We start from the raw sequence: 21,724 nt of genomic DNA, 5'->3' as shown, positions 1-21,724 counted from the left end.
TTACAATCTAAGTATTCTATGCGAAATTCCTAATTAAATTTACCATTATTTTTATGCCCAATGCAAAAGTAGAATTTGATAGAGTTAATTCTTATCTAATTAAATGGATAACGGAAATTTCAATCAATAATGCCCAAATTTATTTTGATATAAATAGAGTATCTGAGGGTACGTCTGCATATTTATTAAATCTTTTATTTGATTATCATCTTATTGATTTAAATGACGAGAAGCAAAATATGCCAGGTATAGATCTTGGAGATAAAGAAATATCAAAATTTGCATTTCAAATTACCTCACGGACAGACTTGAAGAAAATTAAAAACGCTTTAGAGACCTTTGTTAGTAAAGAATATATAAAGTCATATCCAAATGGTTTAAAATTCTTAATACTTTCTAACCAGAAACTTCCACATTTTTCAGAATCTTTAAAATTGAAATACCAAGGTTTTTTTGATCCCAAAAATGATATACTGAAAGTTAATGATCTGATGGTGCAAGTAAAAAACCTGTATTATAAAGATTATAAGAAGTTTGCTGCTGTAAGGGATTTTTTGGAAAAAGAATTCAGTTCAGAGGTTAATAAAGGGTCAAATTCATTAATGACTTTTTATAACATAGAACACAAAATTCAATTCTTTAAACAAGTTTATTCTGCAAACCAACGATTATATACTGAAAAATTTATTCCAATTGAATACATTTCAAAAAATCAATCTTATTTTTCAAATCAAATAACAGATGAAAAATGGGATAATGATGGATTAATTATCTTGGGTCCTTCTGGTTGTGGAAAATCTGCTTTAGCTAAGTTGATTTCAATAGAATTGATAGAAACAGTATTTCCAATTTTCCTACAGGCTAAGTATTACGATGATGGAATCCAAAGCATGTTCACAAAAGAAGTTTGTGCATATAATTTTGATTCTGTAGCTGAATTTTTAAAAATAGCAAAAGATCTGAATCAACGTATTTTATTAATATTGGATGGTCTCAATGAATGTAGTAATAAATTACAATCAAAACTTATTATTGAGTTATCAAAAATTTCTAAGGACCAAAATTTTCTAGTGATTATAACAACTCAAGTCCAAAGTAATATTTTGGAAGAACTTGGTTATAAAGAAATCTCTATACAGAAACCATCTCAAGAAATTTGTGAAGCAATTGTTGTTTCTTATGGAAGAGGTATTTATGATATAGATTTAAATTCAGTTCTATCCGCTATTTCGACAGGTTTAGAAGCCAAAATGATAGGTGAGATTGGCTTTAAACAGGGGTTTCCAAAGAGTCGACATAATCTTTTCTCATCTTTTATTAAATTAAAACTAAAACAAGTTTGTATTGAAAGTTTTCAATTAATGTCTCTCATTGCTGGCACTATGTCGGAAAGAATCACATTTAGTCTTCCTACACGGGTAGTAGAAAATATATTATTAGAGAATTCAATTACTTCACAAATATTAGACGAATGTTTTAAGAGTGGCATTCTTGAAGAGAGAAATCGCAAATTAAGTTTTGGGCACGAAATGTTTTTTAATTTTTTTGTTGCGGAAAGTGTTATTAGATTCTCGAATAATAGTAAAGATATTATAACAGCCATTAATGAACCGAAAAACAATGATAAAAAAATATTAATAATTGGTGCGATGGATGATGAATCGCAAATAATTGAGTTATTAAAATTTATCGAAGATCAAAATATATTTGATCAATTAGTAAATGGTGATGGAGGTGATTTTTGTCAACTTTGGGTTCAAAATCAAATTATTGAAATATTACCAAAACTTAGTCAGGAGCTTGAAAGATCTGAATTTTGTTTTTCAGAGGAATTAGAAATTTTTGAAATTAAAAGTGATTCATTAAATGACTGGACAAAAAAAGAATTAGCATTAATTATGGCAATTCAAGGTCAGTTATTAAATGGATTTTGTTTAGAAAAATTATTGGATATTATAAGTAGAATGGATGATATTTGCTTTACTGCAGTAAATAAGTTCTGGAACTTAGGAGAGGAAAATAGAATTAGTGTACGTTCAAGTGTATTCCATTCTGCATATATTGATAGTTGGGGAAAACAAACTGTATTAACCCAATTATTTTCTAATATTCATTCTGGTTTTTTTAATAATAATAAACGTCTTAAAATATCTAAACAAGAGCTAATAAAGCTAATTGAGAATAAGAAGTTAAAATTTGGTCAAATCTATTTATTATTGTTATTATTTCGATGGAATAGTCTATTAAATACCTTGTATTCCTATGCATTAAATTCTCTTCAAACTTGGCGTCACGTACCTTATTACTTAATTTCAGAATTTCTCACACAAATTAGATACTTGTTTAATAATGATCAAGAGAAAAGAAATTTAGTAGAGGCAATAAAAAAGATGCATTCTGAAACTAAAAATATATGGCTTTCTACTAATATTTTTGACGCGTTATCCTCGCTTGGTGAATTGGAAGACGATTCGAATGAGTATTTAAGTGTTGTAATAGATGAAATTGATAACATATTATTATATCAAAATGATGAGGGGGCTTGTGAGAAAGCAGCAGTAATTTATTTTTGTCAATTTGATCATCCGTATTCTGCGGCATATATTGATACAATTCAAGAATTATCCCCAAATAAAAAAGTGAAATTTTATGAAATGGCTCTGCAAGCCTCACATAATGCACTATTTACGATATCTTTAATTTTAGATGCACATAAGGTCATTGGATCAAAATCACTGCAATATATTACAAAGTGGACAAAATCACCGTTTGAAACTGTTTCTTTTCCCCAAGATTCATTAGCTCTATATTTACTTGCATTTTTAATATTAGGAAAAAGTGATTATCCATTGCCCGAAATCAACATTTCTAATTTGGAAGAGAAAAATAAATCAATTCGCTTGCTAGCTGAAATCTGTTACTTTCATAGTCTCTCTGATATTAAGTATGAAGAAAAGGGGCAAAAAATTGAGGATTTATCCAGTCAGTTTTTCAATTTAGATAACAGATTTTTACTTGATACAGTATGGCAATTCAAATTTATTTGTCAACAGAAAAGCTTTTATATTGACTTTGATTTTCAAGCTGTGTACAATATTGATAATATATATAAAGCTGAGATTGTTTTTGCGAGTAGGAAGGCATTACATGATTTAAATTGGCAAGGTGGAATATTTTTCTTTAAGAAGGATAAAATCGAGTTAAATCAAAATGCGATATTAATACTTGGCATCCTAGGTTCAATACTTGACATTGAGTTATTACGAAATTTCACCTCAGATCAAAATTATGGTAAATATGCTGTTGAAGCAATAAAGAAAATTAGTGAGAGAACCTAAAAGTAGGTTTTGATAATAATTTGAGCGAAATTGTATGCTGAAAAACAAAGTGAAATTTCAATTGAACGGGAGTGTAACTCAAACTGTGTCATTGGATAATTAGCCTAATTCTAAAAGCCTCTATCCAGCTTGAGCCTATCTCCAAATTTAATATAAAGCCCGGATATCGTCAAGCCCCAGTTGTGCATCGGCATTGTCCACTTTTTAGAGATGTCCTTTATTATCAGGTACATCAACTTCATAAGAGCCTGCTCAGAACTGAATGCACCTTTAGTTTTCGTAATTTTACGGACCTGACGGTGCATTCCTTCAATAGGATTAGTGGTGTAAATAGTCTTGCGGACCTGCTCATCATACTCGAAAAAAGTAGATAAGTTCGTCCAATTATCCAACCAGGATTTAGCAGCAATTGGATATTTCTTACCCCATTTCTCTTCGAAGATAATTAAGTTTTCATAACCCATTTCTTCGTTAACAGCTTTATAAACGGGCTTTAGGTCTTCAATGACAACTTTTTTATCCTTCTCTGTAACATAGCGCATACTTGATCTGATCTGGTGGACGATACATAATTGAACTTTAGTTTTAGGGAAAATAGCTTCAATAGCTTCAGGAAAGCCTTTTAAACCATCGATACAGGCAATTAGAATGTCTTCGACACCACGCTGTTTTAGGTCTGTAAGAACAGATAGCCAAAACTTCGCACCCTCATTCTCTGAACTATAAAGACCTATCAGATCTTTACGTCCATCCATTCCTACACCTAATATATTATAAATAGCTCTAGATTCAACCGTGCCGTTCTGACGGACTTTATAATGCATGCAGTCCAGGAAAACAAAGGGATAGACGGCCTCTAGCGGACGACTTCGCCACTCATTAACGGCAGGCATAACACTTTCTGTGATACGGGATATTTCGGTTGCAGAAATATCCATAGCATACATCTCACGGATAAAATCACTTATAGCACGTGTGCTCATCCCTTTGGCATACATACTCAGGACATGGCCTTCTAATTGTTCTGTAATAATGAGCTGACGCTTGGGAATTACCTTAGGCTCAAATGTACCGGATCTATCCCGTCCAGACTCCAGTTCAAAAGTACCTGTATTAAGGCCGCGGACAGTCTTTTTGGTCTTACCATTACGACGATTGGAATTACCTGAGGCCTTATCTTCCTGAAGGTGACTCTCTACTCGCCATCCATTATAGACTCTAGTAAATGCTTCATTAGGGGCGCCAGAACGCCGTCGTTGGGAGATAAACTCTTCCCGTTATAAAGACCTTGCATAGCTTCATCTTTGAAGCGTTCAAAACGTCGAAGCCCTCTTGAATACAATTAAAAAACAAATACGAATGAAAAATCGAATGGGGTCTTTTCTTTCATGACCATGTCGTTTGAATAATTAAATATAAAAAATCTTATTAAATTATTCCGTTGACACAGTTTACGTTACAGTCTCTGTAAAAGTTAAAATAGATGAGAGCTATTTTAAGTGTGACATTCAGTAATTAACTTAATCCTAATGTGAAGTAGTCAAGATTTAATCTGACAGTTATGATAAATTAATAACTGAATCAGAAATTAGAATTATGACTACTTCACTTACTTTAGCTATTGCACATCAAAATATATTATTTCGTTTGTTTTATCTTTAAGAATAGCGATTTTTTGATTACTAATTTCTATACTTTTCCCACGTTTACTAATTTTACAAACTAATATTTTCTCAAGTATTATTCTACTTGTCATACCAGGGGGAATTGCAACACACATTCCTTCTCCCATTATTTGAACACTAGGATAATAAACTCCATAACCATGGGTTTTGAAAATGTTTGCGGTTACACTACTAATTAAATAATTGTGATTTTCAGCTTTATTAACATCTTTACTAAATTCATCAGCCAAAAACGAATGGAAATCAAGAATAATTTCTAAACAACTACTTTCTTTAATACTTTGAGAAAAATATTTATTCTGTTGCTCTTGCAAAGTTTTAAGATATTCATTTTTATATTTTTTTAACGGATCAATAATAGTGACAAAGGAAATTTGATCTATAACGGTCCATTGTCCAAATGACATTATTTCATCTCCGTCTTCATTTTCTCTTAGTAGTCCACATGCTTCAAAACTACCAATAATTCGTTCGTAATTAATTTCTTTATTTCCTAAAAACAAAACACTTCCATAGAACATTGTGTCATTAATTATACTCGCTCTTTGTAATTTATCATTCAAATCGGCGGGTTTAAATGATAATCTTTCTACGTTAGTATGTAGGTTTTCCAAACTATTGTTACTTACAGCTCTTTCAATTATTCGGCCTTTTTCAAAGTCACAAATAAATAATGGAATCTGAGGTAATATGCTTGATATTATCTTCCTCACTTCATCTTCACTGAATTTTGTTAAATCAGAGGCCATTAATTTTAATTCGGCGACTCTTTTTTGTAAATCCTGACACATATTTTGATTTTTTATATTTGTATTATGTGGATTATCTCTCAAAAAGTTCTTCAATCATCTTATACTCATCACTAATAGAAGGAGATTGATCTATGAAAGCATCTATGTTATAATCATCTTCATTATGTTCGTAATGTTGAATCACCTCACTTAGTACATGAGCTGTATCTATATCATAATCATGATTAAAAGAGTCATAATAATCACTTAAGCCACAGTCTAAAAAAAAGACTGAATATGAGTCCCACAATTTCTCATCAAGAAAAGTTAATGTGTTATCTATACCAGTATTACTATATGTTTCAATTATATCATCATCACTAGCTATATACTGAAAATCTCTCGCATATTCTTCAAATAATTTACTGATTTTATTTTGCAGAAGGGGATTTATGTTTTCATTTTCAATAATTTCTGCTAAATTAATGGAATATAGAGAATGAAGATTTGCTAATTCAGCAAGATCATTACTATCATACGCATTTTTAATTATTAATGACATGAGTGTCGACCAATTTAAAGTTACTATATCCCTTGTCTTTTTTGAATAACTTTTATAGATATTTTCAATTAATGTTATAAGTTTACTACTCATAACATAGGAATTAGGAACTGATTCTACTAGACTTTGCAAGTAAACATCAAAAGGTCTAGAATCTTTTATCAAATTGATTCGAAAAAATTTATCAAAACAACATAAGATATCCAGAATTACAAAACTATGGTGCCTATTCTCAAGTTTATTAACTAATTTCAAAAAAGTGGAATAATAACTTTCAAGAAATGTATTTTTAAGATTGATCTTATTCTTACTTAACGGATCGAAATATCCTGTTAGTTGTTCAATATATAATATAGAATTGAGAATTCTATTTCTTTCGTCATTATTATCTTTTAAATAATTTATTAAAAAATCTGCAATTGATGGGTTTAGTAATTGATACTCATTTTCTCCATCTGCCGTTTTGATTGAAATTATGAAACTGTCCAGAATCTTCTTTAAAGATCTATTAAATGCATTAACTTTTTTTGTAATATTGTTTTGTTTTATTTCGTAATTATACCTATTTATAAATGCTTTTTCTAATCTAGAATGCGAGATACTCTTCTGTGCAAATGAAAATATCGAAAGTAATAGAAATCTATCTTCATCTTCTAATTGACGTTCAAATGCCATCTTCCAGATTTCACTTGGATTATCTAAATTCTTAAATATAAATTCATCAACAGTGTTATAATATTCAATGTCAAAATTATTATGATTCGTAATAAACTCAATTAATCGTGGAAAGTAATTTTTATGTTCAATAATTTTGAGATAGTTTTTATTGATAAAAAAATTATTTTTAAAATCTTCTGGTATATTATTGAAATATAGGTGATTGTATATTATTTTTGCTTTATCTAGCTTGGTGTAATGATTTAATTTTAATTCATACTTTGATCTTTTGTCGAATTTTTCACGTGCAAAATGTTCATAATTGTCGTTTGCCTGATTAAGGATAGTAGTCCTAGATGTAAGGATTAAAAATTTATTTTTTGATGATTCAATATGACGTATAAAATTTAATATTTTATTTTCTGTATTTTTGGGGTTTAATATTTCATTTATATTGGCACCTAAAAAATCGTCAAAAAAGAATACTTGCTTAGTATCATGATTTGAAGACAGGAGATTTAAAGCATCACTAATTTTATCGTCAATATTAATTAATTGATAACCTTTACCTAATAAATCACATATTAAAATATATGCAATAGTAGTTTTTCCTACGCCAGGTTCACCTGATATTATTATAAATTTATTTTCATTTAGTTTATCTATTGCATCATGAAGATTTTTTGTTGGAACATAAAGACTCGCTTTTTTTAGAATCAGGCTTTCATAAAACTCCGACTGGGCACGTTGACCATTGTGAAGTATCGTTTCCAACACATTTGTGCTAGTAAGCCAAAGTTTATAGTATTTCTTTTCAATTTCATGCTCATTGCTTATTAATGACTCGATTCGTTCCCTTCCATATACGTCCTGGGGTGATACTATATATGGATTCATCATACTAACTATTTCATCAATCTGCTTAGGAGACAAGGAAAAAGTAGTTGTTAAAATATATCTATTTGGGGAAGGAGATAATGAATCCATATTCTCCTTTTCTTTTCTCATCACTCTTTTGAGATCAGAATATGCAGATTTTGTATAGGCTTTTGCTTGAATTACGATTTCATTAAAGCACGAGTTAGATGAATATCTAACATCTATTCCGCCATCTTTCCCACTTTTAAAATTCTGCAGTGAAGTCTGAAGAACTTTTTCAAGAAGATCTTTCGAAAGCAACTCAAACTCTTTATCGTTTAGAACTTCAAGATTATATTGCATTTGTATTAAATTTAATATTATTTATTTTATTAAAGCCTATTTTAGCCTGATTATAAAACTGATTCCTTTAATTACATCTCTTTCACAAAAACATCATAGTCATTCATCTTGTCTCTGTTTTTAACCAACCTAGGAGCTTTCTTCTTTTTTGTATAGTGCTGAATAGCATTGGCAATGAATAGCGGTCGAACTGGTTCATCGAAATGAACTTCACAGTCCAAGAATATTTGAAGTGCAGATTTAGCATCATTAAAATATCCATTATGGTAATTTTCATCAATCCAACTTTGAACCTGCGTGTTAGTTACTGTGCTAGACGAATCTAGAAGGATATCCTTTTCTTCATCACCAAATCTTAAAAACTCCTTCCACTTGCCGTTTGCAACTTTTTGCTCTGCTATGTAAACTCTGTTGCCTTGCTGATCAATGTGGTAGTGGATTCGAATTTGTTGATTGATAGTACTATTGTTTAATGGAACAAAATCATCAAGTTCACATTTGAAAATTATTTTGATGGTATTATTTTCACTAAGACCTAAGATTAAAGTATGATCTGGTCGTTCAAAATCTCGCACATAAAGGTCACGTTGACCCAACAAAAATGCTAGTTCAAATTGACTTAAACCACGCTTTTTGCGTAATTTAATTATATTAAGCATCTTTAAAAGCTCAATATCCGACATGCTGCTTATTTTTAAGATCTCAAAATCTAGATTTCGTTTCATTATAGGGGCTATTACCGACTTACAACAAATATAATCAAACGAATCTTTAATACTATCTCCTTTAAAAATATATTGTATTGGGAAAAATTTGTAGATTCAATAAATTAACAAAGAATAGATCTGATGACTCCAAATCAATTGCAAATATTAAAATTATTGGAAGAGCTTCCTGACTCATCAGACTTTGAGTTGGTTCCAGCTACTTCATTACAAATCAATGTTTTTAAAGAGCGAGCTTTGACGAAAAATGTACCTGAAAATGTGATTGCGCAATTGGTTGAATTATATGAGGTTGCCGATGGATATGTTAATTATATGGTTATTGGCTTTTTTAATTGTGATGATGAAACTATATTTGAGTGGTGGGATGATTATCAAGAGCTTTGGATAGGGCAAAGAGATTTCAATACATTACGTTGGGCAAATGGTAAGTTCTGTTTAGGTGATGCCTCCAGCATTAGTTATGACGAATCTTATGAATCACCAACTTTAGTAGGACTTATAGAAATATGTAGAAATGAAATGTTGAGAGCGATTGATTAAGTCGTTGGACATGATAAACATTAGTCAACCTTTTTATCAATACTTTCTTTTTTAGGTTTGTATTTTATGTAGGTATTTCTGCCATCAACAATTACGACTTCCAATCTTTTGTTTTTGCCTTTAATAGCTCGACTCAAAGCATCCGTGAAATCGGAACTGGTCCAGCTTTGAAGTTGTAGTTTATTACAGTGATTAACAATTTCCTCCAAAGTTCTTGCTTGGTCAAAAAACTTTGTGTTTTCAATTATAGCATTTAAAGTAGATGCGGAACCTGCGCCTGGCGGAATAGGAGGTACCACTTTTAATACTTTATCTCTTTCTTGAATTTCAGCTGGTTGTAAATCTAAGTTTGTGTAGCTTGTTTTAAAATCTATTGGTTCACCATTCTCTACACATTCATTTTTACGCTCTTCTGCTTTTAAAGAGAAATAGATAGCAATGTGATAAAGAGCTTCTTCGGTATATTTTAGTGCACTTGCCTTACTTTCAATATGTCCAATATATTTTTTACTCTTCCCTAGATAAAGTGATAATTCTTCACCTGAAATACCCAAGCTCAATCTAATTGTGCGAACTGTAATTATTGTTAATAACTCATACGGGGTAAGATACCATTCCTTCTTCATTATTTATAAATGAAGTAATTTTGTTCGCGTATATTGTATTGATATAATAATTTGCTTTTATAAAATATACTCTGTACTTTAGTGTTAGATTTCGGATTAACGAATTAATCTGAAATACTGGTATTTAAAATAAGAGTCTTGCGGCTACAAATTCTGACGCCGTAACGCAAGGCAGTAGTTTAAAATACCCATGTCTTTTCTTTGTATTGCAAATCGTATATTTGCGTATCAAGATGGATATGGGTCTACTGTTCGACCGTGTTACGTAAGGCGTCAGAAACTTTAATTGTGGTCACGGCGTGTAGTCCCATATTCATCATACTACCTGCTACTGGACTCGTTAATTATAAAACGAGTTATGAACAGAAAACAAACCACCAAAAACATCATCAAGCCGGCAGATTAGATCTGTTGTGCAAAGTCACTATGCTGACTATCCATCCAAAATGCATTATTGTAGACCATAATATAACCAATAAACGAAGACGTAAAATTGCATTTTCTCAAACTTATTTTTTAACTATTGAAAGTTGAAAAGGGGGCATATTGCCAAATTTTTAGCTCCTGATACACTTTCAGCATAAACCTTAAAAAAATGCAAAAAACTTGCAATTGGGAGAGCTCTGCGCTGTCCCCAGGGAAGGAACTGTCTTCATTTTTGAACGAAAAACGTGTCTCCTTTATTAAAAAACCAATTATGACAACATTTTTACCCGAATGTTTATTTAAAAAGTTCGATCCAGAATTTAGATATGTAACGACGCTGTCTGCATTGAAATATGTGAAAGGTGAACGGCCAGCACAGCGCTATTATTCGCTGTTGATACGTCTTTCGGAACCTTCAGATTCTTTTAGTCTGGTTGTGCGTAATGAAGCTGTCGATGTCCTGCGGATATCGCTGATCAATATGAAGATCTATGAGATTTACCTTTTCGCCTTAGCGTTGCCAGCCGACTTTCCGATAAGCCAGATACTGGTGCTGGGAGAGGACCGTGAACGGTTTATTCCCAATGATGAAAAGGAAAATGTTCCGGGATATTGCTACGAACTGACGGTGCCTGCGAAGACAGAACGTGAGGAATACCAACAACGGATACTGAACGATCTGAATAGGCACTTTAAGCTTGATGTAAGAGTCGAGAAGCTAGCTGTCGTAAAAGACAGTCGTAAGGTCGTGAAGATGACAGGCGAATCTGTTGAACTCATCTGGGCAAAACAGCTCACGATGGTCATGAAAGTTAAACGCCGACCAGTAGTCGTACGAACTATGAATTAATTGTCCTAAAGGACTTAACGAATATAGTTTCACTGTTTAGAAGCCCAGATGCTGCCGAGGGCAGAGAAAAAGACTTTAGGAACAAGTCACCCTCGGTAGTTGAAGGGGACAGCAGGAGCTATATACATTAGAAATTACAACAATGAAAATAGATAATAGATATAAAACCAAGCACTGGAGCGATCTCCAAAAGCTCGGTAAATATAAGGGAGAGCTATTGCTACTCAGCAAGCTATTACTGCTCTCCTTATTGATGATCTTTCATATGGTTAGTTTATATGCTCAGACACCCCGCAAGGACAGCGGGGTGAATGGGCAAGTAAAATATGAACTTGCAGGTAGAGTAGTATCGGCCAGTGACGGTACACCGATGCAGGGGGTATCCATCCGTATCGATAAAGAAAATCTACAGATTAAATCTTCACAGGATGGAACATTTGAAATGTTGCTGAATAATAGAAAAGGTAAAATCATATTCTCTTATGTAGGTTTTAAAACTCAGGAAATTAATTATACCTCAGGGGTATCATTGACAGTGAAATTGATACCTGAGGATAATAAACTCCAAGAAGTAGAGGTGGTATCTACCGGTTATCAGAAAATCCCAAAAGAGCGAGCGACAGGTTCATTTGAGTTTGTCGATAATAAACTTTTTAATCGTAAAGTATCGACGGATTTTGTAAGTAGGCTGGAGGATGTGGTGCCTGGGATCTCGGCATTGAAGAACAATACCAACCGGGGCAGTTTACTCAATGTTAATATCCGTGGTATCAGTACCATGAATTCGGAAAGATGGCCTTTGATTGTACTCGACGGTGTGCCTTATGATAGCCGAGGTGGCGATTATGGCAAAGGTACTTTTAACAACATCAATCCCAACGATATTGAAAGTGTGACGGTGCTGAAAGATGCCGCAGCTTCTTCCATATGGGGGGCGCAGTCCGGGAATGGTGTAATTGTGATTACGACCAAACGGGGTAAATTTAACAATCCGACTTCACTGTCTTTTAATTCCAATATCAGCATCAAAGCCAAACCTGATCTCTATTATTACCCACAGATGAAGTCGTCCGATTATATTGATCTGCAACAGTATTTATTTGATAAAGGACGCTACAATGGCCAGTTCAATCAATGGTACTATAATCCGGAGCCGGCGCTGTGGCTAATGGAAAACAAACGGACAGGGAAAATATCGAACGATGAATTTAACAAAGCAATCGGCGAGATGCGGGCTACGGATATGCGGGACGACTTTTTAAAGTACATCTACCGCAGATCGGTGAATCAGCAATATAACCTGCAGTTGCAGTCTGGTGGTGAAAAGATCAATACCATCTTCTCAGTTGGCTATGATAAGAATCTCAATGAAGTCGTCACATCTTCCTATCAGCGCTTAAACTTAAAGACCAACACGCAGTTGCGCCCCGTTAAAAATATGCTTGTGGATATCGGAATGATGTATACCGAATCCAAGACAAGAGAGAGTGTTTTTCCGGTTCAATACAATCAAATCGGAAAAGGAGCTGGTATGTACCCGTATATGAATATGGCGGATGAAAATGGTAATCCCTTGGTTGTAGATATAGCAAGCTTTAATCCGGTTTATCAGGATACCGTGGCAGGTGGGCGTTTACTTGATTGGTCGTACCGGCCCTTGAAAGAACTTTATGATACCAAAGAAACGCAAAAAGTACAGGAGTTTTTTTCGAATATCAATACCAGTTATTCGTTTGATTTTGGTTTGAAATTAAACCTCTTGTATGCTTATCAGCGATCGATTATTCCTATTGAACAGTGGCAGGGTATAGGATCCTATTTCCAGCGGGATGATATCAATGGGCTGGCGAGTTATACGGATGAAGCTGTGACCTGGAATCTGCCTGTTGGCGATTTTTTAGGGATTAGCAATTGGAACAATATTGCCCATCAGGGTCGCATGACAGCAGATTACAATCGCAAATGGTTGGATAAGCATGAGCTTTCTTTTCTATTGGGATCTGAAATCCGGATGAGTGATAAAAAACTGAATTATGCGCAGTATCATGGCTTTGATCCAGAAACCGGTGCTTTTAAGCCCGTAGCATATGGGGTGGAATTTCCTTTTATGAACGGCTCATTTGGGACTAAAACAATAGTTGACCGGTCGCGGTATGAGCACCTGCGCAATAATTTCATTTCCTATTTTGCAAATGCCGGTTATACTTATGACAGCCGTTACCTGTTGAGTGGAAGTTTTCGGAAAGATGCCTCCAATCTATTTGGAGTGAAAAGTAATGATCGGGGACAGCCTTTCTGGTCGGTGGGGGCTGCATGGATTGCCTCCAATGAAGCTTTTCTAAAGGATAGTCCGTTCAGCTTTTTGAAATTAAGGGCCACCTATGGTTATAATGGTAATGTAAATAATATGGTTTCGGCTTATCCCATCATGTCCATAGAAAGTCAGGTTCATTTTATCAATAACCAACAGTTTGGAATGATCACAAGACCTCCAAATCCGAAATTGCGATGGGAACGCGTAGGGATCAAGAACATCGGGTTGGACTTTGCAATGAATAACAACTGGCTATCGGGTAGTATCGAATACTATGAAAAGAATGCGAAAGACCTGATTGCCTCAGATCGCATTGACCCGAGTACAGGTTTTTCAACCATGATGGTGAACAGTGCGAATCTAAAAACCAAGGGTTGGGATATCTCTTTAAATGCACTGCCTGTGCAGTCTAAAAATTGGGTATGGGGCAGTAATTTAGTGTTTAGTTATATACGTACCAAAGTGTTAAAAGCTTTTGTACAGAATGACATCGGACAGGATTATATAGCCGGTGGATTGACCAGTAACCGGAATACACCTTTTGAGGGAATGGATCTTTTTGGTCTGCTTGCTTATAAATGGGCCGGCTTGGATCCAGAGACAGGTGAACCACGTGCTTACCTCAATGGCGAAATATCAAAAGACTACAGTGCCATCACCAATTTGAAAGCGACCGATCTGGAATATATGGGATCGACAATTCCGTTGTATACCGGAAGCTGGCGCAACAGTGTCCGCTATAAAGCTGTGGAGCTGTCCTGGAATATATCCTATCAGCTTGGACATAAATTTCTGCGCAATTCTTTTAGTAACAATAGCTTCCTGAATGATAATATCGGGCATAAGGACTATGCACTGCGCTGGCAAAAACCGGGTGACGAACAGATCACGGATGTTCCGGCATTTAGCTATCCCAATAACTCCAATGCCAGTAGGGTATATATGGGCTCTACGGCCTTGGTGGAAAATGGTGGCCAGATCAAATTGCGAGATATCCAGTTGACGGTCAATTTGCCTTTTGCTTCTAATTTTAAACTTAAAAACTGCAAGATCTATGGCTATGTGCAGAATATCGGCACGATATGGCGCGCCAATAAATGGGGAATCGACAGCGAGTATGGACCAGCTATTCCTGATCCATTGATGTCTTCCCTTGGTTTTAGTTTTAATCTTTAATCTATCTTATCATGAAAATACAGATTTTTTCGATCGGTATCGCGCTCGTATTGGTTTTCTCAAGCTGTTCCAATTTCTTGGAAGAAAAACCCGATATCAAAATGGTCGTCCCTAAAAGCTTGGATGATGCTGAATTTTTGCTCAATGATTATACGACGATGAATACCGCCTATCCGGTATATGGAGAATGGAGCACCGATCAATATGATGTGAGTGCCGAAACTTTTGATGGCGTCATGAATCTGGATCAGCGGAATGCTCATACTTGGACGGATGAACCCTATAATGATGTGGTACAGTGGCAGAGACCTTATAAAGTCGTTTACAATGCCAATCAGGCGCTGGATATCATCAGTAAGCTAGGAGCGGAGAGCGCTTCTGAAAAAGCTAAAAATTTGATCGGTATGGCCCACTTCTTTCGTGCATTTGCCTTTCAGCAAGTGGCAGAAGTTTTTGCACCCGCCTATCAACAGGAAACTGCTTCTGCGGAAATGGGCATTCCACTTCGGTTGGATCCCGGCATTGACGCTCCATCTACACGTGCTTCTTTAAAGCATACCTATGAACAGATTATATCGGATTATAAAGTGGCCGCTGGCAGATTACCGATAAGCGAAACGATAAAAGGGAGACCTTTTCGTGCTTCAGCCTATGCAGGCTTGGCAAGAGCTTATTTGTATATGGGCGATTATCAGCAGGCTTATAATTACGCAGACTCCAGCTTGCAAACCCATAGCGAACTGATGGATTTCAATATCTTGAAAGCAACAGACAATCTGCCCATACCGAAGTTCAATGTGGAAGTGCTTTTCGCTGCGGTCAGTGCCAATGCTGGCCCAATGAGTTTGTTTAACGGATTAGTTGATTCTCTTCTTTATAAATCCTATGAAAACAATGACTTAAGGAGAGTTATCTATTTTGCTACAAATGTTTACCCTGAGAATTCTTATGGTTTCAAAGGGAATTATGATAAGGCCAATAATAATCTTTTTGTTGGACTGACGACTAGTGAAATGTATCTGGTTAAAGCAGAAGCGGCGGTGCGAATCGGCAAGATCAGTGAAGCTTTGCTAGCCATTAATACCCTGTTGCGCAAAAGGCAGGATAAGAACAATTATGTCCCGATTACAGAAACTAATCCAGATGTGCTATTGCTTTTGGTGCTTCAAGAGAGACAGAAAGAACTGCTCTTTCGCGGGCGCCGCTGGTCAGATCTTAAACGGCTGAACCTTGATGCCCGTTTTCAGAAAAATCTGACCAGAATAGTAAATGGAGTAACCTATACACTTCCATTTAACAGCCGAAAGTATGCTTTCCGACTTCCTGAACCTGTAGTTTCTGTTGGGAAGCTACCTCAAAATAATCGATAATCATTTATAAAAAAAGCAAATATGGAACATTTAAAATTGATCGCACTTCAAATCTGTTTACTGATTACGTTCAGTACTGCACATACGCAACCGAACCAAAAAGTAGATTTAAGCAAATCCCTTAAAGTAGGAGATACCTTTACACCACCTTCAAGTGTGCAGCTGATGCGTGGCGAGGTGAAAAAGATAGACTGGAAGGCACTAGAGAATAAAGTTGTCATCTTGGATTTCTTTGATACCTTCTGTGGTACCTGTATACAAAGTATGCCTGAACTTCAGGAACTGCAGCATAAATTAAAGGACAAGCTGCAGATTTTTAATGTTGCTTGGCAGGATAAAGCTACGCTGGACAAGTTCTACGCTACAAATGCATTTCTTAAAGAAAACAACGTTAATCTGTCGGTTATCTTCGCCGATACGTATTTAAAGGAACGTTTTCCACATCAAAGTGCACCACATGTTATTTTTCTATTTAAAGGAAAAGTCCATGCGGTTACAGGGAATAGACTGGTCACAGAAGAAAATATCCTAAAGCTCTACAACACAGGTACGGTTTCTTTACCGCTGAAAGACGATTTTGGAAAAGGGGATCTGGCTGGGCAGATCGATAACGCTAGTCAGAAAACCAGAGAGGGAGTCTGGATAACCGGTTATCAGGACGGTGTACCGGGCGAGTCCATGCGTATTAAAAAGGATAGTATTTCAGGATTGATTAAAACCTCCTTTTATAATGAATCTATTAGTAATGCGATTAAATTTACCTGGGCAAAAATAAAGCCTGGGAATTATATTACACGAGCAGAAAGACGTGTTTTTAACGTTAAAAACCCGGAAAAGTATTATGATTTCGGTAATGAAGGTGATGTGTGGTATGTGAAAAATGCGATCTGCTACGAACGTTTGGACAAGATGCAAAGAGCAGATTCGGTGCAGGCCAGAGTTGTGCTGAATGATCTACATAATTTTTTTGGTATCACATCGTATAAAACAATGAAGGAAATAGAATGTCTAATTTTAAAACCCTGTCCTGTGAAACCTTATGAAGGTAAAGCTATTGAAGGGGCAATGGATTATATGGGCACTTTAATTTTGGCAACAATGACTGATATGGGTGAACAATTTCCTCCTGTCCTGGATCTTGTAAAAAGTAAGGAAAAGATTACGATAGGACCTTATACAAATTTAGAAGAGTTCAATGAGCAACTGGCTGCTTATGGAATTGAAGCTGTTATAGGGCGTGGTATGCAAGAGGTGCTTGTTATTGAAGAGGTGAACTAATATTGGAATTAGAAAGGGGCTGTATAAATGAAATACAGCCCCAATCTTTTATCTCGCTTTTAACTTGACATTTGTACTATTCACCATGTTTTCCATACAGTCAATAATCTCTTGTTTTAACTCATCGGTAATAACAGGGATGTTAGAACCGTCATTTTGAGCTTGTAATGCACACAATTTTTGAGGGAGTCCAGCACAGCTTGGTTGCGACGGGACTAATGTATAATGTGAGGGCTGAGAAGGATCTGTTCCTGTAAAACTAAACCAATTCATAGTCTTAAATATTAGATTGTTAAATAATTAATTTGTTTTTATAATTAGGGTATGACTCCTCGTCATACCCTACTATTTAATTTAGCGAACGCTATTGTTTACGGTACTTAAACCGTCTATCGCGCCTTCAACTTCACATTCGTGCCGTTCACCTGATTCTCAAGTGAATTAATGATTTCATTTTGCAATGCATCCGTAATTACCGGATTGTTTGCACCATCATTCATAGCCTGTAATGCACACATTCTTTGTGTTAATCCAGGACATGTTGGTTGCGACGCCACTAATGTATAGTGGGAAGGCTGAGACGGGTTAGTACCCGTGAAAGAAAACCAAGCCATAATTGACAAGTTTTTAGTGAGTTTTAATATGATATAAATATTTCGTATATTCATATCGGTTCAAATCGATCATCCTACATGTTGAAGGATGGCCACGTAAAAGCTTCCACGAAACGGAGGCTTTTACTATTAAAGTGGACTTTTATTTCCTGCCCCGGCCACCGGGGAATGTCGCAAATTTGCGACGGTATTTTTTTATACCTACATTGTTAATCATGACATTATTTCAATTAAATACACCGACCTATTTTTTATTTTCTAACCTTCTCACTTTCCAGTCTCTCTAACTCATTAACCATTTTACATTCTAACCCTCATTTGAATCTATATCAAAGATAGACTGTAAAATAAGGCAGGTGTTAGGTAGAATTCACTTCTTGATTGTGCACTTTTCATCTTGTAAGTTTTATTCTTTTGAGTAACCGTCTAAGTAGTGGTAGACCTGGTAGGGATATCCTACCGGAAATGCTTGGTAGCAATGTACATAGGCCAGTACGGAGTAATTAATTTTATGTCGATTATAAAGTGCGATAATTGCCTCAAAATCATACGGATCTAACCAGCTTTCTTTATACTTGCTCACGTACTGTTGAATGGTTTTTATGATCTCATTTTGCTGCAGACTTTTTTCGTAATAAGGTAGCGCACTATATGCTAGATAGTAATCTTCATGATAACAGATAGCAATGTGCTGCAGTTCACTATCGATATGGTGCCAGATGTATTTTTCCGTCTGCAATATTTTAAAGATTAATCGCAGGCAATTGAACCGTTCCATTTCATCCCAGTCTATGGTGAAATCACTGAACAAAAAGTATTCAATATCGTCCTTCAGGATATGCCCCTGTTCACCTGCAATTTCCAGTGCTATTTTTTCCACATCTACATAGGCGAGGTAATAATGGATGATGTCACTTTGATTAGTTTGCTGATATAACAGATCGCCTTCTTCACTGATATCCAAGAGCAGTAGCAAAAAGATAAAAAATACTTCTTGCTCATCTTGGTCTATCCCGGGATATTTGAAAGAATGATACTCTTCATGGTTGAGCGCATATTTATTTAGAAAAGTAACTTCATCCATGAGCTTTTTATTGATACAGCTACTTTGGAGTTTTCCAGCTAGTGTATCCGCGATATATTCATGATAAGCATGCTGTTGCTGCTCTTGGATCTGTTTGTGATAATTGGATTTTTTCCATCCTTCGGGTGCAAGCATTTTCATTACACGCGGTACTTCACTATACATTTTCTGGAGTATGTTATTCATCCGCTGGTCAGATAGATTTTCGAAAACATGTGCTATCATAAGTCTTTGAATTACGGTTTCTTAAAGTGACTGATAGATTTACCGGTCAGCTTTTTAAAAAAGCGATTGAGTTCGCTATGTCCCGCAAAATTTAATTGCTCGGCCAAAGTAGCGATCTGTTGAGGATAGTCTTCCAATTGTCTTATAATGCGTTCGAGGAGTAATTGGTTGCGGTATGCGTGTAAACTGCAACCATAAAACTCCTTGTGCAATTGTGCTAGCTGGTTGTGGCCGCACTGTAGACTTTTAACGATGTCTTTAATCAGTGCCTTTGCGCCAAACTTACTTACTGCGAGTTCCAGATAGGCACGTGCCTGATCTACTAATGCTATTGTTGTGTTTATTTTGGTCGTCTCGCTAATGATCTTGAGTCTCGATAAAGTGATGAGATAGATCTGATGGTGGACGAGTAGGTATTCGTTTTCCATATTTCTGGGGTTGATCTGGCTGAAGAGGTTTAAGATTTCTGTACGTGTCAATGGACCTATTTTAAAATCGGAGCTTTGAAGAGGCACGGGATCAACCGCCCGTTTGGCGTTTACAAGTGGCATGACAAATTCAAAATGACGCTCCAGATGCGGTCTGAACAGTCCAGCATCAAGCGTGATCCCGATAATGATGTGGTGGCCCATGGGCAGATCGACTGTCAGTTCAGTGTTAGGCAGATAAAGATAACTGGCACGTTCGTGCTGAAAATGAAGCGCGAGCTGTGCGTTAGGTTCATGTAGTGTAATCGGTTGTGCCCCGGTACTTAGTAAAGGATAACAGAGGTGCAGATCTGGCGCAATAGAGGTGAGCCCTAGTGTCGTTGGAGTGTCGATCCAAAATTCGTAATAATAGATGTAGGCATATCGTCCATCGAAGGTCTGCACTGCATAACGGTTAGTCGCATTTGCCCAGTAAGTGGTGTGGGCATAGCGTATGGGATAAGTAACCCTTAAATCCGAATGAGCTACCTCCTGGAAATCGGGTGGATGATTGAGAATAATGGTTTGTTTCATAATTCGGTTTTATCATGTGCTTCAGCAAATATGTTTTAGAGATGCAAGGGGTGAACTTGGGGTGCAGCTTTTATGATAATCGGATCTGGCTATTATATTGTAAGTTCACCTCTATTGCATCTTTTTTTCAATCAGGTAGGTAAACACAGATGGGAGAGGAGACATCTGTATTTATTGTACCGATCTACTGAAGTAAAGATAATGGCAAGAAGATTGGTTTGGATCTATGATATTTGGGAAGTTGAGCATCAATATTGGGGATATTGAACTACAATATTGTAGTTTTATAGCTTGTGGTTTCAATAACCCCAGTTCTTTGGATGAACTGAGGTATGGATGGTTTCTTAAATGTCGAGATTACTGTAATAATTGGGTGTCATACCTAAAAATGAACTTTTATCTTTCACAGTACATTTTCTATAAGGTTCCGGATATTCCTTTTTAAACCACTTCTTTTTGTCGAGTGCAGTTAGGTTGAGCAGTTTACCCCGGAAAGAGCGCCGTTTCATTACTTCTGCGAAAAAATGACCACTGTGCCTCACAAAAAGAGGATTCTGATCCAGTAGTTTCAACATATTCGCCTGACTAATAAAGGCGGTTACTGAATCGTCATCGACCTCAAAATAACTGCCGTCTACATCTTCGTTATGAAAAATGAACTGCTTTTTACAAATAAAGTCGATGACATCGTTTGGAATCGCTCCTCCATCATCCCAGCGTTTGATAATAATGCCTTCCAGTATAATATGCAGGTCCAAGAATTGGGCATATAGGTGTCGCCCTTTTTTGTACGGTTTGATTTCAGTTACTTTTAGTATGTCGGCCCATAAATCGGGAGGTACCGGTGCTAGATTTTGAAGTGTTTCGAACAAGAGATTTTGATAATTTACAGTTGCCATTAGATTACGGTTTTTTATTTTGTTGATCATTGATTTTCCCATCAGTAATTGCAGGGCAATTGCGATGAACTTTTTTTACTTTAATTAATTGAAGCGTTTAGTATTATTACATCCTGTTTTATTTGAATTTCAATAAATCAAAAATCTAGAAAATAGGATGATTTACCTAGTTAGAGAAGGATAGGAGGGGTTAAGATGGACTTTTTTCCATCTTAATCTTATAAATTAGGATTAAGATGGGTGGTTTTTCATCTTAAACGTATGTTACATAACTTTAAATTTTTGCTTGCTTAATTGTTAAAAATGTGATATTGGTTATACTATCAGCTTTGTTACGAAATTAAATGGCTGTATTCAGTTAATATTTTTATTTTCACGGTTCTTTTATTGTAAAATAAT

At 35.5% G+C, this 21,724-nt stretch carries 15 protein-coding genes and 1 pseudogene; 6 read left to right on the top strand and 10 right to left on the bottom strand.

The annotated features are described in order from the left end of the window. The first annotated feature begins 53 nt into the window (after positions 1 to 53). Complete coding sequence (locus ACFS6I_RS12000; protein WP_380920815.1) at positions 54 to 3,338, top strand: SMEK domain-containing protein; 3,285 nt, start codon at positions 54 to 56, stop codon at positions 3,336 to 3,338. Positions 3,339 to 3,448: 110 nt separating this feature from the next. Here ACFS6I_RS12000 and ACFS6I_RS11995 read toward each other — a convergent pair. The 4 genes and pseudogenes from ACFS6I_RS11995 to ACFS6I_RS11980 form a co-directional block, all read right to left on the bottom strand. Further along, a pseudogene (locus ACFS6I_RS11995) lies at positions 3,449 to 4,632 on the bottom strand (IS256 family transposase). 324 nt (positions 4,633 to 4,956) lie between these two features. After that, positions 4,957 to 5,856, bottom strand: a complete 900-nt coding sequence (locus ACFS6I_RS11990; protein ID WP_380920813.1) for a hypothetical protein — start codon at positions 5,854 to 5,856, stop codon at positions 4,957 to 4,959. Further along, complete coding sequence (locus tag ACFS6I_RS11985) at positions 5,846 to 8,194, bottom strand: nSTAND3 domain-containing NTPase (protein ID WP_380920811.1); 2,349 nt, start codon at positions 8,192 to 8,194, stop codon at positions 5,846 to 5,848. Before ACFS6I_RS11985 ends, ACFS6I_RS11990 begins: the two co-directional genes overlap by 11 nt. Positions 8,195 to 8,265: 71 nt before the next feature. After that, positions 8,266 to 8,877, bottom strand: a complete 612-nt coding sequence (locus ACFS6I_RS11980) for a hypothetical protein (RefSeq protein ID WP_380920809.1) — start codon at positions 8,875 to 8,877, stop codon at positions 8,266 to 8,268. A gap of 165 nt (positions 8,878 to 9,042) precedes the next feature. On the opposite strand from ACFS6I_RS11980, the gene ACFS6I_RS11975 reads away from it, so the two are divergent. Continuing rightward, positions 9,043 to 9,462, top strand: a complete 420-nt coding sequence (locus ACFS6I_RS11975) for a hypothetical protein (RefSeq protein ID WP_380920807.1) — start codon at positions 9,043 to 9,045, stop codon at positions 9,460 to 9,462. Positions 9,463 to 9,482: 20 nt separating this feature from the next. Here the strand turns inward: ACFS6I_RS11975 and ACFS6I_RS11970 are convergent, their stop codons facing one another. Next, positions 9,483 to 10,088, bottom strand: a complete 606-nt coding sequence (locus tag ACFS6I_RS11970; RefSeq protein WP_380920805.1) for a hypothetical protein — start codon at positions 10,086 to 10,088, stop codon at positions 9,483 to 9,485. A 595-nt stretch (positions 10,089 to 10,683) separates the two neighbouring features. Here ACFS6I_RS11970 and ACFS6I_RS11965 point away from each other — a divergent pair. The 4 genes from ACFS6I_RS11965 to ACFS6I_RS11950 all read left to right on the top strand — a co-directional run bounded on the left by ACFS6I_RS11965 (position 10,684) and on the right by ACFS6I_RS11950 (position 17,502). Continuing rightward, the gene (locus ACFS6I_RS11965) at positions 10,684 to 11,364 is read left to right on the top strand and encodes a hypothetical protein (RefSeq protein ID WP_380920803.1); all 681 of its coding nucleotides are present in this window, start codon (positions 10,684 to 10,686) and stop codon (positions 11,362 to 11,364) included. A gap of 142 nt (positions 11,365 to 11,506) precedes the next feature. Beyond that, on the top strand, positions 11,507 to 14,854 hold the full coding sequence (locus ACFS6I_RS11960; protein ID WP_380920801.1) for a SusC/RagA family TonB-linked outer membrane protein: 3,348 nt from the start codon (positions 11,507 to 11,509) through the stop codon (positions 14,852 to 14,854). 11 nt (positions 14,855 to 14,865) lie between these two features. Next, positions 14,866 to 16,224 carry a RagB/SusD family nutrient uptake outer membrane protein gene (locus ACFS6I_RS11955; RefSeq protein WP_380920799.1) on the top strand — a complete coding sequence of 453 codons (1,359 nt, stop codon included), beginning with the start codon at positions 14,866 to 14,868 and terminating at the stop codon, positions 16,222 to 16,224. 21 nt (positions 16,225 to 16,245) lie between these two features. Next, complete coding sequence (locus ACFS6I_RS11950; RefSeq protein WP_380920797.1) at positions 16,246 to 17,502, top strand: TlpA family protein disulfide reductase; 1,257 nt, start codon at positions 16,246 to 16,248, stop codon at positions 17,500 to 17,502. A 48-nt stretch (positions 17,503 to 17,550) separates the two neighbouring features. Here ACFS6I_RS11950 and ACFS6I_RS11945 read toward each other — a convergent pair whose 3' ends face one another. The 5 genes from ACFS6I_RS11945 to ACFS6I_RS11925 all read right to left on the bottom strand — a co-directional run bounded on the left by ACFS6I_RS11945 (position 17,551) and on the right by ACFS6I_RS11925 (position 21,355). Further along, positions 17,551 to 17,775, bottom strand: a complete 225-nt coding sequence (locus ACFS6I_RS11945; protein WP_380920795.1) for a hypothetical protein — start codon at positions 17,773 to 17,775, stop codon at positions 17,551 to 17,553. 116 nt (positions 17,776 to 17,891) lie between these two features. Further along, entirely contained in the window at positions 17,892 to 18,020 is a 129-nt protein-coding gene (locus ACFS6I_RS11940; protein ID WP_380920793.1) for a hypothetical protein, read from the bottom strand. A gap of 502 nt (positions 18,021 to 18,522) precedes the next feature. Continuing rightward, positions 18,523 to 19,425, bottom strand: coding sequence for a hypothetical protein (locus tag ACFS6I_RS11935; protein ID WP_380920791.1), 903 nt, complete (start codon positions 19,423 to 19,425; stop codon positions 18,523 to 18,525). An 11-nt stretch (positions 19,426 to 19,436) separates the two neighbouring features. Further along, positions 19,437 to 20,426: a helix-turn-helix domain-containing protein gene (locus tag ACFS6I_RS11930; protein ID WP_380920789.1), complete on the bottom strand. Its 990-nt coding sequence runs from the start codon at positions 20,424 to 20,426 to the stop codon at positions 19,437 to 19,439. 344 nt (positions 20,427 to 20,770) lie between these two features. Then, the gene (locus ACFS6I_RS11925) at positions 20,771 to 21,355 is read right to left on the bottom strand and encodes a hypothetical protein (RefSeq protein WP_380920787.1); all 585 of its coding nucleotides are present in this window, start codon (positions 21,353 to 21,355) and stop codon (positions 20,771 to 20,773) included. Between the last annotated feature and the right edge of the window lie 369 nt (positions 21,356 to 21,724).

This window comes from Sphingobacterium anhuiense (genome assembly GCF_042686355.1).
GTDB lineage: Bacteria > Bacteroidota > Bacteroidia > Sphingobacteriales > Sphingobacteriaceae > Sphingobacterium > Sphingobacterium anhuiense.
Note: the sequence above shows the minus strand (reverse complement) of the source record. Positions and strands in the feature narration are given on the sequence as shown.